The organism is Bradyrhizobium sp. DOA1, assembly GCF_001593325.1.
Taxonomy (GTDB): domain Bacteria; phylum Pseudomonadota; class Alphaproteobacteria; order Rhizobiales; family Xanthobacteraceae; genus Bradyrhizobium.
In genome coordinates this window covers 1,794,070-1,807,049 of the sequence record NZ_JXJM01000001.1, presented here as the reverse complement: position 1 = coordinate 1,807,049, position 12,980 = coordinate 1,794,070, and the positions used below count along the sequence as shown (strand labels likewise).

Sequence of the window (12,980 nt, the reverse complement as noted above, 5' to 3'; positions counted from 1 at the left end):
TGACGAAGCCGGAAGCCCGTGAGACTTACCTGCCCTTCCAGTTCGGCGTGCGCTTGTTGAGGAAGGCGTCCATGCCCTCGCGGAAATCTTCGCTCATATAGGCCTTCAGGATCAGGTCCTCGCCCTCTTCGCGCGACAGCGTGCGGCGAATGCGGCGCACCGCTTCCTTGGTGGCTTCCAGCGTGAGCGGCGCGTGGCTGGCAACGAGCTTTGCGGTCTCGTCGGCGCGGCGCTGCAGCGTCTCGACGTCGGGAACGACCTCGTTGAGCAGGCCGAGCGCGAGCGCTTCCTGCGCCTCGACGAGGCGCGCCTTGAAGATCAGATCCTTGGTGCGGGCGGGACCGACCAGCGCGACGATGCGGCTGATGTTCGACATCGACAGGCAGTTGCCGAGCGTGCGTGCGATCGGAAAGCCCATCCGCGTCGTCTCGGTGCCGATGCGCAGGTCGCAGCAGGCCGCGATGCCGGCACCGCCGCCAGTGCAGGCGCCAGCAATGGCCGCGATCACGGGCACGCGGCACTGCTCGAGCGTGCCGAGCACGCGGTCGATGCGGGCCTCGTAGTCGAGCGCATCCTGCGCGGTCTTGAAGGCGCGGAATTGCGAGATGTCGGTGCCGGAGGCGAACGCCTTGTCGCCGGCGCCGGTCAGGATCAGCGCCTTGATCGAGCGATCGGCGTTGATCTCCTGGCATATCTCCGCCATGCGGTCATACATGGCGAAGGTCATGGCGTTGCGCGCCTGCGGGCGGTTGAAGGTGATGCGCGCGATGCCCTCCTGGACGGAGTAGAGCAGGTCTTCGTTCGTCGTCGCAGGTAGGTTCATCGCGCTCACTTCTTCTTCCAGTTTGGTTCAGGCCACCTGAGCTTGGGCCATTGGCACCGCATCGCGCCCCTTCAGGACGTCCATGGCCGCCAACACGCCGCCGCTCCGGTGCGGGATCTTGGCGAGATCGAGCCCCATCTCGACGCCGGCGAGCGTGCCCATCAGCATCAGATCATTGAAATGGCCGATATGGCCGATGCGGAACACCTTGCCCTTGACCTTGTTCAGGCCGGTGCCGAGCGACATGTCGAAGTTTTCCAGCACCACCTTGCGGAAGGCGTCGGCGTCGTGACCATCAGGCACGCGCACGCCGGTCAGCGCCGGCGAATGCGCGGCAGGATCGGCGCATTGCGTCTCCAGGCCCCAGACCTTGACCGCGGCGCGCGTTGCGGCGCTGTGGCGCTTGTGGCGGGACCAGACGTTCTCCAGCCCCTCCTCCTCCAGCATCTTGACCGCCTCGCGCAGGCCGTAAAGCAGATTGGTCGCGGGCGTGTAGGGGAAGGTGCCGAGCTTGTTGAAGCTGATGACCTCCTGCCAGTCCCAGTAGGAGCGCATGCCGGGGTTGGCTTTCGCCACATTGAGCGCCTTCTCCGAGACGGCGTTGAAGCCGAGACCGGGCGGCAGCATCAGACCCTTCTGAGAGCCCGCGACCGAGACGTCGATGCCCCAGGCATCGTGCTCGTATTCCATCGAGCCGAGGCCGGAGATGGTGTCGACCATCAAGAGCGCCGGATGCTTGACGCGGTCGAGCAGCTTGCGCACCTCCAGCGGCGGCGTCACGCACCCGGTCGAGGTCTCGTTGTGGACGACGCAGACCGCCTTGATCGCGTGCTGCTTGTCGGCGACGAGGCGCTTCTCCATCTCGGCGAGGTCGGCGCCATGACGCCAGTCGCTCGGGATGAAGTCGACGTCGAGCTTGAACTTGTCGGCGATGCCGCGCCACAGCACGGCGAACTGGCCGGTCTCGCACATCAGCACCTTGTCGCCGGGCGCGAACACGTTGACCATCGCCGCTTCCCAGGCGCCGGTGCCGGACGAGGGGAAGATGATCACGGGCTGCTTGGTGCGGAACACGCGCTGCATCGCGGCGAGGACCGCGAAACCGAGCTCGGCGAACTCCGGACCACGATGGTCCAGCGTCGGCATGTCCATCGCGCGCAGCACGCGGTCGGGCACATTGGTCGGTCCTGGAATCTGTAGGAAATGCCTTCCAGTATGCACGGTCATCGGCGTCCTTCCCGGTCTAGCCTTGGTTTGGTGGGCGCCGAATAGCACCATTTGACCGGCTTGTCCCCTCTCGAAAGGCTCCGTCCGTGCATGGCGGACCGGCGTGCCTTCGCCTGCCATCCCGTCCATCGCAACCACCCCTTACGTGCCGACGATCTTCAGATGCGGCGAGGCATTGCCCTGCGGGCGCTGCTCCAGCAGCTTCATCGCGACGTCGACCCCGCCGGCGCGGTGCGGCACGCCGGCGACCGACAGGCCCATCTCGACGCCGGTGAGGGCGCCGAGCAGCGTGAGCGCGTTGCATTCGCCGAGATGGCCGATGCGGAAGACCTTTCCGGCAACCTTCGACAGGCCCGAGCCGAGCGACATGTTGTAATTGTCGAGCACCACTTTCCGGAACTGGTCGGCGTCATGCCCCGGCGGCATCAGCACCGCCGTGAGCACCGGCGAATACTCGGCCGGCTCCTGGCAGAGGATCTTGAGGCCCCAATGGTTGACGGCGGCGCGGGTGGCGGCCGCGAGCCGCTGGTGGCGAGCGAAGACGTTGTCGAGCCCTTCTTCGAGCAGCATCGCGATCGCCTCGCGCAGGCCGTAGAGCAGATTGGTCGCGGGCGTGTAGGGGAAGAAGCCCTTGGCGTTGGGCTTGAGCATCTCCTCCCAGTCGAAATAGGAGCGTGGCATCCTGTTGGTCTTGGACGCCGCCAGCGCCTTCTCCGAGATCGCATTGAAGCCGAGACCGGGCGGCAGCATGAACCCCTTCTGCGAGCAGCTGACGCTGACATCGACCTTCCATGCGTCGTGGCGGTAGTCGACCGAGCCGAGCGAGGAGATGGTGTCGACCATCAGGAGCGCCGGATGGGAGGTGCGGTCGATCGCGGCGCGGATCTCGGCGATGCGGCTGGTCGCGCCGGTCGAGGTCTCGTTGTGCACGACCATCACGGCCTTGATGGCGTGCGCGGTGTCGGCGGCGAGCTTTGCCTCGATCACGGCCGGATCGGCGCCGCGGCGCCAGTCGCCCGGAACGAAATCGACCTCGATGCCGAAGCGGCCGGCCATCTGCCGCCACATCGTGGCGAAGTGGCCCGTCTCGACCATCAGCACCTTGTCGCCCGGCGACAGCGTGTTGACGATTGCGGCCTCCCAGGCGCCGGTCCCCGAGGAGGGGAAGATCACGACCGGCCCTTGGGTCTGGAAGATCTTCTGGCTGCCTTCGAGCACGGTCCGGCCGAGCTCGCCGAATTCGGCGCTGCGGTGGTCGATGACGGGCATGTCCATCGCGCGCAGGACACGCTCGGGGACCGGGCTTGGGCCCGGAATCTGGAGGAAATGGCGTCCCTGATGCATGAAACCTCCCAGTCGGCAGATTGGACCGGCTTTTGGAGCGCTATTTTGCATTCATTTTTTGTCCTTTCAATCGAAATTTGGTATTCGATTGTCATCGTCGACGCGACCAGACGGGCAAACTACTGTGCTGCAAATGAAATCCACGATTCCCGATACCGGAGTTCCGATCGCCCCGCCCGCCGCAAATGGCGGCGACCGCCAGGAGGCCTCGCTTCACGGCGAGATCCTGCTGCGGCTGCGCGACTACGTGGTCGAGGGCAACATCCCGGAAGGAGCCCGCGTTCCCGAACGGCAGCTGTGCGAGATGCTCGGCATTTCCCGCACGCCGCTGCGCGAAGCGCTCAAGGTGCTCGCCGCCGAGGGCCTGATCGAGCTGCTGCCCAACCGCGGCGCGCGGGTGCGCCAGCTCAGCCAGCGCGACCTCGAGGAGCTATTCGACGTGATGGCCGGGCTGGAGAGCCTCGCCGGCCGTCTCGCCTGCGAAGCCATCACGGATGCAGAAATCACCGCGATCGAGCAGCTGCATTACGAGATGTACGGCCGTTATCTTCATCGCGACATGCACGGTTATTTCCAGGCCAACCAGCGCATCCACGAGAGCATCGTCGCGGCCGCCCGCAACGAGACGCTGATGACGGCCTACGCCAATTTCGCAGGCCGGATCCGCCGCGTCCGCTACTCCGCCAATTTCGCCCGCAAGCGGCAGCGCTGGGCGGAGGCGATGCGCGAGCACGAGGCCATCCTCGATGCCCTGCGCCGCAGGGCCGCAAGCGAGCTCAGCGACATCCTGTTCCAGCACCTGCGCAACAAGCGCGCAGCTGCGATCGAGCACCTCGCCGAGCCCGAAGAAGGCGCGCCAGCCGCGCCCTGAGTCGCCCGCCTGCTCATTTTGAATTCACAATCTAACCGACCAAGAGCCGATATGGATAACGCAGCAAGGCTGGGCCAGCTCGTTGGATCAGTCCGGGATCAGGGATGACGAACGGCTCCTCACTCGAACGGCGCTTGCGCGCGGAAACGACCGGCGACGTCCTGTTCGACGGCTTCAGCCGCGGCCGCTACGCAACTGACGCCTCGTTCTACCAGATCATCCCGGCCGGCGTGGTGGTGCCCCGGACCATGGACGAGGCGCTGCGGGCACTCGCGATCGCCCGCGACGAGGGGCTGAAGGTCACCCCGCGCGGCGGTGGTACCTCGCAATGCGGCCAGACCGTCAATGATGGCCTCGTGGTCGATCTGTCCAAGCACCTCAACCGGATCCTGTTGCTCGACGTCGAGAACCGGACCTGCGTGGTCGAGCCCGGCATCGTGCTCGACGACCTCAACCGCCAGCTTAGGAAGCACGGCCTGTGGTTTCCGGTCGATGTCTCCACGGCCTCGCGCGCCACCATCGGCGGCATGGCCGGCAACAATTCCTGCGGCGGCCGCAGCCTGCGCTACGGGACCATGCGCGACAACACGTTGTCCATGGAGGCCGCGCTGGCCGACGGCACGCTGAGCCGCTTCGGCGAGGTCTCGCGCGATCTCTCCGATCTCCAGGCCGGCGACAGCGCGCGCGCCCTGTTCCGCGACATGCTCGATCTCGGCGCGCGGGAAGCCGGGGAGATCGCGGCGCGCTTCCCAAAGGTGCAGCGTCGCGTCGGCGGCTACAATCTCGATGCGCTGGTGCCCCGCAATGCGCCGAACAACATGGCGCATCTGCTCGTCGGCTCCGAGGGCACCCTCGCCTTCACCACCAAGGTGGAGCTGAAGCTGTGGCCTGTGATCCGCAACAAGGCGCTCGGCGTGTGCCATTTCGGCAGCTTCTACGAGGCGATGGACGCAGCCCAGCATCTGGTCAAGCTGAAGCCGATCGCGGTCGAGCTGGTCGACCGCACCATGATTGCGCTCGGCCGCGACATCGCGATGTTCAAACCGATCATCTCCGCGGCGATCAAGGGCGATCCGGATGCGGTGCTGGTGGTTGAGTTCGCCGAGGAAGACCAGGCGGACAACCTGACGCGCCTCAAGCAGCTCGGCGAGCTCATGGGCGATCTCGGCTTCGGCTGGAACAACGACACGCGCAAATGGGGCGGCGTGGTCGAAATCACCGAGCCGGCGCTGCAGAGCGGCATCGCCGATTTCCGCGCCGCCGGTCTCAACGTCATGATGTCGATGAAGCAGGAGGGCAAGCCGGTCTCCTTCGTCGAGGACTGCGCCGTGCCGCTGCCGCACCTCGCGGACTACACCGCGCGGCTGAACGAGGTGTTTGCCAGGCACGGCACCAGCGGCACGATGTATGCGCACGCCTCCGAGGGCTGTCTGCATGTGCGGCCCGTGCTGAACCTGAAGCTGGAGAAGGACGTCAAGGCGATGCGCGCCATCGCCGAAGAAGCATTTGCGCTGGTGCGCGAATACAAGGGCTCGCATTCCGGCGAACACGGCGACGGCCTCGTGCGCTCGGAATTCCACGAGACGATGTTCGGCGAACGGCTCGTCGCCGATTTCAGGGAAGTGAAGCAGCGCTTCGATCCCGAGGGCGTGCTCAATCCCGGCAAGATCGTCGATGCGCCCAGGATGGACGACCGCTCTCTGTTTCGCTTCAAGCCCGACTATCGCGTCGGCGAGCTCAAGACCAGGCTCGACTGGTCCGCCTATCCCGGCGCCGGCGGCGGTTTCCAGGGGGCGGTCGAGATGTGCAACAACAACGGCGCCTGCCGCAAGCTGGAAGGCGGCGTGATGTGCCCGTCCTATCGCGCGACGCGCAACGAAAAGGACGTCACGCGAGGGCGCGCCAACACGCTGCGCCTTGCGATCTCCGGCCAGCTCGGCCCCGATGCGCTTTCCTCCGACGAGATGATGGAAACGCTCAAACTCTGCGTCTCCTGCAAGGCCTGCCGCCACGAGTGTCCGACCGGCGTCGACATGGCCAAGATGAAGATCGAGGTGCTCGCCGCGCGCGCCGCTTCGCGCGGCCTGACATTGCGCGACCGGCTGGTCGGCTACCTCCCGCGCTATGCCGGACTTGCGTCGCGCTTCGCGCCGCTGGCGAACCTGCGCAACAACACCCCGCTGCTGCGGAGGCTGTTCGAGCGCTTTGCCGGCATCAGCGCGCGACGGGCGCTACCCGCCTTCCGCAGCGACGTGTTCGCGCCGCCGGCTGACAGTGTCGGCCCAGAGACCGGGCGCGAAGTCGTTCTATTCGCGGATACGTTCAATCGCATCTATGAGCGCGAGAATCTCGACGCCGCGCTGCGCGTGCTCGTGGCGGGTGGCTATCGCGTGCATCTGCCGAAGCCCGCGAGCGGCGGCCGTCCGCTCTGCTGCGGCCGCACATTCCTCTCAGCCGGTCTCGTCGATGAAGCCAGGGCGGAGCTCGACCGGCTGGTAACCGCCTTCGCGCCCTACGCCGCCCGCGGCGTGCCGATCGTGGGCCTGGAGCCGAGCTGCCTCTTGACGCTGCGTGACGAACTCTCCTCGCTGCGCAAGGACAATGACGCCAAGGCGGTCGGCGCCCACGCGCTGACCTTCGAGGAATTTCTAGTGCGCGAGGCCGAGGGCGGCCGGCTGCAATTGCCACTCGGCACCATCGCCGACGAGGCGATCGTGCACGGCCATTGCCACCAAAAATCCTTCGGCGCCTTCAAGCCGGTCGAGCAGGTGCTGCGGCTCGTGCCGGGCCTGAAGGTCGAGACCATCGAGTCCAGCTGCTGCGGCATGGCCGGCGCGTTCGGCTATGGTGCCGACACGTACGATGCCTCGGTCGAGATGGCCGAACTGTCGCTGCTGCCGGCCGTGCGGCGTGCGGCGCAGACGACACTGGTCATCGCCGACGGCACTTCGTGCCGTCACCAGATCCAAGACGGCGCCCAGCGCGAAGCGCTTCACGTCGCCCGGGTGCTGGCGATGAGTCTCGATCGCGCCGAAATCAATTCCACTTCTCCAGCTGCAAAGGAAACCAGCCATGGCTGACCTCACGCTCGATACCGCCCGCAAGATCCTCGACGCCGCCTTCGCGAAATCCACCGAGTTGAAGCTGAAGCCACTGGTCGTCACCATCCTCGATGCACGCGGCGTGCTCAAGCTGGCCGCCGCGCAGGACGGCACCAGCCTGATGCGCGCCGAGATCGCGCACGGCAAGGCCTATGGCGCACTCGCCATGGGCATGGGCTCGCGCGCCTTGTTCCAGCGCGCACAGGAGCAGGCCTATTTCGTCGATGCCGTGAACACGATCGCCAAGGGCGCGCTGGTGCCGGTGCCCGGGGGCGTCCTGATCATGGACGGCGCGACCCTGCTCGGCGCCGTCGGCGTCTCCGGCGACACCTCCGACAATGACGAAGCCTGCGCGGTTGCGGGGATCCAGGCGGCAGGGCTGAAGGCCAACGCGGGGTAAACCGATCTTGCCGAGTCTTCTATTGGGGGGCACAGCAGCGCTCTGGCAACCAAGTCAGGCACTTTGTGGCCAAGAAACAGGAATCGGGCTCAATCAAATCGATCGGTTATGCAGGTGTTAGTACGGAGGCTCGGCCGCGCGAACCGGCGAGCGAGACTTCTGCTCTCTGATTCTGTTGGTGATGTTGCCCGGCAGCGCAGCAGCAAAGCCGCAGGCGACCACCATTAGGCCCGTAAAGATGGCGAGAAACCGATCGTGGATCTCGAGCCATTATTCCGGTAATCGCACTTCGCTACAATAAGTGAAAGGGCAGCTGAAGGCCGGAGTTAAGGCGAGCGAGCGTTGAACGAGCCAGGGAAGTTGAGAAGAGTAAATGTCATGAACGATTACGCGTGTTTCATGGCCAAAAAGCCCGGCCTCTCGCGGGCTGCAGGCTATTTTACCGTCCCGGGATAGTATCCTTCAACTTCGCCGCTCCTCGAAAATTTGGGGCAGACGCAAAAGCTTCCCGACGAGCTGCGGGTTGCACACATGACCATCGGCGTTCCCGACGGCAGTTCGGAAGCATTCACGATGCATTGCGATTTAGGTGCTGGATCCTGCGGCGCGGTCTTGGCGAAAGCCGCAGTACCAGCGCTGGCTAGCAGAAAAACGATCAGGGCCCTTTGAAGGAAGCACATACTGTTGCCTCCTCAGACGCGTGCGAAAGATGGCCTCTCGGCCAGCCATTTGCCAGAGGCTCTCATTCTGCGCTTGTACTCGGATTGCGGTGGCGGATCATCGACTTCGGATAACCGCCCGGGCCTCATTCGGCAGCATCTGAGTGAGCGTATCTACCTCTCCCCTAGTCGCGCCGATTTGGTCCAGCGAGCAGAACTTGATAGCATTAGGAATGAACCTGCGCTTACTTCGGGTAACTGCCAACCTTTTCACTGTCGCTTCGGCGGCACTCGCGCTCTACTCCGCTGTCGTTGGACTCGGAGCCCGAGATCAGCTTGAATTCCTTATCCAAGATCTCAATGCCATTAAACCATTTGCCGTGACCGCAACCATTTTCGCCCTCGTTTCCGGGCTGCTCCACCTGGCGGCCAACCTGACTGACCAGGAATGATTGCTTCCAATCCCGCCTCGTCGACTACTCTTGCCTCAGGTCGCCATTTAATAAACCGATCATCCTACTAACCGGTGGTCTATGGCGCGAAGAGATTAAAACCACCAAGCATAAACTTGAGGACAAAGGCCCGACAAGTCAACCGGCCTGCATTTTCCGAATCGCGTCTTCGTGCTTCCTCACCGAATGGTTTGGTTGCGGAGTGAGGGCGTGAGCCACTTCTTATCCGTACTACTTCTGGCTGCGGCTTTGACGCTCACAGTGTACGTCGGGGTCGCGGCTTGGCGCGTCTCTGAGGAGAAAGCCGGGGAAGTGACTGGTCAAATTCCTCATCAATCCAATACTTGGAATGGGGCGTCCCGTCGGTGATGCCTATCGCGACGGAGATGCCGCGGCAAAATTCGCGCTCTTCGCAATCATGGTTCAGCCCCCGGAGATGAGACCCGGATGACGGCGTCCGCGGAAGAAGCCTGGAAGCTACAGCGACCGCTTCCGACGGTACGCTCCGTATCGTCGCTAGCGAAGTGAAGGAAGATCCTGCGCTTGGAGCGCAACGCTTTGCACAGAGCGCTGCAGAACAAGTGGAAATGCGTGGCCTGCACAATGCATTCCTCGCTCCATGGTTACCGCTCGGAACGAGCAGGCGTTTGTGCTCAAGACCGAGCGGCCCGTTACGCTCGCGAGGGCGCGCGCGACTTCGCACGTCAGCATCCGGCGCCTAGCGCCAATCAGCCGGCTGGTCGGAGTGGGCCGCACTTGAGCGAGGGCGGGCGAGCTCGAGCCAAGCCTGCGCGATCTGGATCCAGCGCTGCCTCTCCAGACCATCGGCGTGCACAGCCTCTTTCATTGCCGCTTCGGCCGTGCCGGTGGATCGAAATCGCTCTCCATGCGGGATATCGTAACGACTGAGCGCAAAGGACAGATAGCCAAACGCTCCGCAGCATTCCGGATCGTAAGCGCACTCAATCAGGCCGGCTTCCTTGCTATGTGCTGGACGCCTGGGAGGCGAGCCCCCGCCCCCCCCAACCGAGCCGTTGATAGAGATAGAAGTGGCTCGGCGTTGCATTGGCTTGCAGGGCTTCCTCTCCGGCCAATAAGCCTTCCCGCTGGTGTGCATCAACTTGACCCACGCCTAGTCACTGGACAACACGTGAGCCGTCGCCGTTGCGCTGGCCGAGTGATCCGCCAATCTGAAAGTTTTCCGTCGATGCTCCGAAACCTGATCATCGCCAATGAAAAAGCCCCGGCGATGCCGGGGCTTTGACGTTTGATCCTCAGATCAGATCAGTACTTCGCGACGACCGGTCCGGACCAGTTGAAGCGGTAGACCAAAGAGGTCGAGATCGTCTGGTTCCAGCTGTTGGCACGGACGCTGTTGATGGTCGGAAGGTCGCCGACATTGGTGCGAATGACCTCAGTCTTGGTATCATAGAAGGCTGAACGATATTCGGTCTTCATGAACCAGCCGGGCGAGTTGATGCCGAAGAAGTTGAGGCTGTTCTCAACGCCGCCGCCGACGAACCAGCCGTGACGATCGTAGCCATTAAGATGCAAGCCAGCGTCAACACCAGCCAGGGTCATGAAGTTGGTGCTGCCGAAGTGCGCACCGGAGTAACCGCCGTTGACGTAGGTGAGTACGTTAGGAGCGGCGAGCCAGCCCAGGCGGACACCTGCAGCCCAGGAGGTTTCCAGCTTCTGGGTGCCGGTCAGCGCGCCGAAGCCGATACCAACGGGATCCTGGATAGTGGAACGGATGCTACCGAACTGAGCGTCACCGAACACACCGGCAACCCAGGTGCCGCTGAACTGCCAGTCGTAACCGGCGCCAACCGTGCCGAACCAGCCGGAACCGCCCTGGCGCTGCGTGATCGTCAGCGGCGTGCCGGTGGCGGTGTCCACGATGCTCTGGTCGGCATTGGAGAGGCCGCCGCCGCCACCGCCGAAGATGTAGAAGCCGGTCCAGTTCGCGACGGGAGCCGCCATCGGGGCTTTCGTGTAGGGACGGGCAGCGAGGTCAGCCGCCGAGGCCGAACCGGTCATGGCAGCAACCGCGGCCAGAGCGAGCAAAGTCTTTTTCATTTTCGAAGTCCCCAGTGAAAGCGGTCAATGTCTGATGACCACAATCTAGACGGAACGGCCGAAAATGCTGTAGCTCAGCGGCCACAGTGAGAGACAAACGCGTTGGCGATGCTGGCAAGCAATGAGGCGAATATAGCCGATTTAGTCCGCGATGATCCGGCGGCCATATCCGCCTATCTAACTGAAAACTTTGCGGAAAACGACGCGTCAAAGGCGCAAAAAGCGCTAAGCGTTGTTATGAAGGCGCAAAACGTACAAATGTTGGCGCGGGACGCGGGTTTGCGCCGGGACGCGCTGTACAGGACGTTCGGAGGCCGAATCGACCCTCAGCTCAGCCGGATCCTGAAGCTATTTTCAGCGATGAACGTAAGCGCCCAGGTTGTGCCTCTGTCCGGCATCAACAGCCCCGACGCGATCGCAGCACGTCTGAATGACGCCTTCGGCCAAGAAGACCCGACGGAAGCCATCCGCCGACTTAGCAGCATCGTAAAATCGCAGAACGTGACCGCGCTCGCTACCGAGCTCGGCATTATGCGAACGACCGTCTACAAGACGTTCGGGGGCACCGTCGATCCCCATCTTAGCAGGATACTTAACCTCTTTACGGTCTTCCGAGTGAGGATGGCGGTGGCGATGCTGGCGGAGCCAAAGGTCAGGCCTCCGCGCCCGAAGCGAGGCCGCCCGCCAAACAATAAAGGTGTCTGAAGTTCAAGCAAACTTCCCAGCGAGGTGGCGACTCCCGGATCAAAATCGATATGCACGTCAGCGGCCATAAAGCTGCAAGGGATTGATAAACTTTCAGATCGCCGTCCGGCTTTAGCAACAGGTTTTGCAAGGCGGCCAACCTACAGTAGTCAGCCTACACTGCACGCTGCGGGTGGGCGAACGCGCCGTTTCATTCAACTCCTTATTCTGGGGAGACACTCGCCTGAAAATGTATCTTGCGGCTGCGGCCGGAATCCTAGCTCTCGCTCTGGCAGCTCCTGCCAGTGCGGCGGACATGGCCGCCGCCCGGCCACACCAAAGCTCCGCCCCCGTAGCCGCAATCTACGACTGGGCGGCTTCTATATCGGCATTAACGGCGGCGGCGGCTCCAGCCGCAAGTGCTGGGACTTCGTGGACGCTACTGGCGTGGTGACTGGCACACCGGGTGTGCTGGCAGCCGAGGGTTGCCACAATGCCGTCGGCTGAACGGTCGGTTTTCAGATCGGCTATCGCTGGCAGTCGCCAACTGGGGGTTCGGCTTCGAAGGCCAAGGCAACTGGGCAGACTTTACCGGTGACAACACCAGCCTGATATTCGGCGCCGACCGCAACCGCTTTCGCATCGATTCCTTTGGGTTGATCACAGGTCAGATCGGTTACGCCTTAAACAGTGTTCTGCTCTACATCAAAGGTGGCGCGGCAGTCGTCGGCGATCGGTATGATGTGTTCGATATCCCGACCGGAGCGCTCTTCTCGTCAGCGCGCGAAACGCGTTGGGGAGGTATTGTCGGGGCCGGCCTCGAGTTTAGCTTTGCTCAGAACTGGTCTGTTGGTGTCGAATACAACCACATCTTCTTGCGTGATCGCACGATCGACTTTACCACTCCGCCCGGAGTCTTCGCGGGTAGTGAACGCATCCGCCAAGATGTCGACATCGGCCTCGTGCGCTTGAACTATCGGTTTGGCGGTTCGCTTATGTCGAGATACTAAGTAGTTCTGCTAAAGAGCAATGGCCCTTCTGCCTAAGACGCTCTAGTGACGAAGACCTACCGGCCGGTCAATTCCTCGCAACTCGCTGATGAGCTGAACCGAGCAGGCGCTTCAGCGGACCCGCAAATAATTTGCATCGCGATCGGAGGAGCGCTCAAAGCTTTCAACATTTCAGAGGTGCAACAGCCTAGAGCAAGAGTCTGCGGCTAGAAACCTTAAGGCGATAGGCCCACGAGAAACCCGTTCCAGAGCCACTGCTTCGTTCTCGACCGCGGAATTGGAAGACACTTCAAAACGTGTGAACCAGAACGATCGGCAGCAGGCGCCTAT

General features: G+C 63.1%; 9 protein-coding genes and 1 pseudogene. 6 read left to right on the top strand and 4 right to left on the bottom strand.

What is annotated here, in order from left to right; genetic code table 11:
• Positions 1–25 precede the first annotated feature (25 nt).
• From SE91_RS08430 to SE91_RS08420, 3 genes are all read right to left on the bottom strand, one after another.
• Positions 26–823, bottom strand: coding sequence for an enoyl-CoA hydratase/isomerase family protein (locus SE91_RS08430; protein ID WP_061847254.1), 798 nt, complete (start codon positions 821–823; stop codon positions 26–28).
• Between the two features lie 27 nt (positions 824–850).
• A complete protein-coding gene (locus SE91_RS08425) occupies positions 851–2,050 on the bottom strand; it encodes a pyridoxal-phosphate-dependent aminotransferase family protein (RefSeq protein WP_061847253.1) in 1,200 nt (399 codons plus the stop codon).
• 141 nt (positions 2,051–2,191) lie between these two features.
• Positions 2,192–3,394 carry a pyridoxal-phosphate-dependent aminotransferase family protein gene (locus SE91_RS08420; RefSeq protein ID WP_061847252.1) on the bottom strand — a complete coding sequence of 401 codons (1,203 nt, stop codon included), beginning with the start codon at positions 3,392–3,394 and terminating at the stop codon, positions 2,192–2,194.
• A 133-nt stretch (positions 3,395–3,527) separates the two neighbouring features.
• Here SE91_RS08420 and SE91_RS08415 point away from each other — a divergent pair, with 133 nt between their 5' ends.
• The 4 genes from SE91_RS08415 (at position 3,528) to SE91_RS08400 (ending at position 8,877) form a co-directional block, all read left to right on the top strand.
• A complete protein-coding gene (locus tag SE91_RS08415; RefSeq protein ID WP_061851046.1) occupies positions 3,528–4,265 on the top strand; it encodes a GntR family transcriptional regulator in 738 nt (245 codons plus the stop codon).
• A 104-nt stretch (positions 4,266–4,369) separates the two neighbouring features.
• On the top strand, positions 4,370–7,345 hold the full coding sequence (locus SE91_RS08410) for an FAD-binding and (Fe-S)-binding domain-containing protein (RefSeq protein ID WP_061847251.1): 2,976 nt from the start codon (positions 4,370–4,372) through the stop codon (positions 7,343–7,345).
• Positions 7,338–7,766 (top strand): GlcG/HbpS family heme-binding protein, encoded by a 429-nt coding sequence (locus tag SE91_RS08405; protein ID WP_061847250.1) that lies wholly within the window; start codon positions 7,338–7,340, stop codon positions 7,764–7,766. The genes SE91_RS08410 and SE91_RS08405 overlap by 8 nt, the downstream gene beginning before the upstream one ends.
• An 892-nt stretch (positions 7,767–8,658) precedes the next feature.
• Positions 8,659–8,877, top strand: coding sequence for a hypothetical protein (locus SE91_RS08400; RefSeq protein ID WP_061847249.1), 219 nt, complete (start codon positions 8,659–8,661; stop codon positions 8,875–8,877).
• Between the two features lie 1,284 nt (positions 8,878–10,161).
• Here SE91_RS08400 and SE91_RS08395 read toward each other — a convergent pair.
• Positions 10,162–10,956, bottom strand: coding sequence for an outer membrane protein (locus SE91_RS08395; RefSeq protein WP_061847248.1), 795 nt, complete (start codon positions 10,954–10,956; stop codon positions 10,162–10,164).
• A 108-nt stretch (positions 10,957–11,064) separates the two neighbouring features.
• Between SE91_RS08395 and SE91_RS08390 the strand changes: the two genes are divergently transcribed.
• Positions 11,065–11,661: an addiction module antidote protein gene (locus SE91_RS08390; protein WP_061851045.1), complete on the top strand. Its 597-nt coding sequence runs from the start codon at positions 11,065–11,067 to the stop codon at positions 11,659–11,661.
• A gap of 229 nt (positions 11,662–11,890) precedes the next feature.
• A pseudogene (locus SE91_RS08385) lies at positions 11,891–12,650 on the top strand (outer membrane protein).
• The last annotated feature ends 330 nt before the right edge of the window (positions 12,651–12,980 follow it).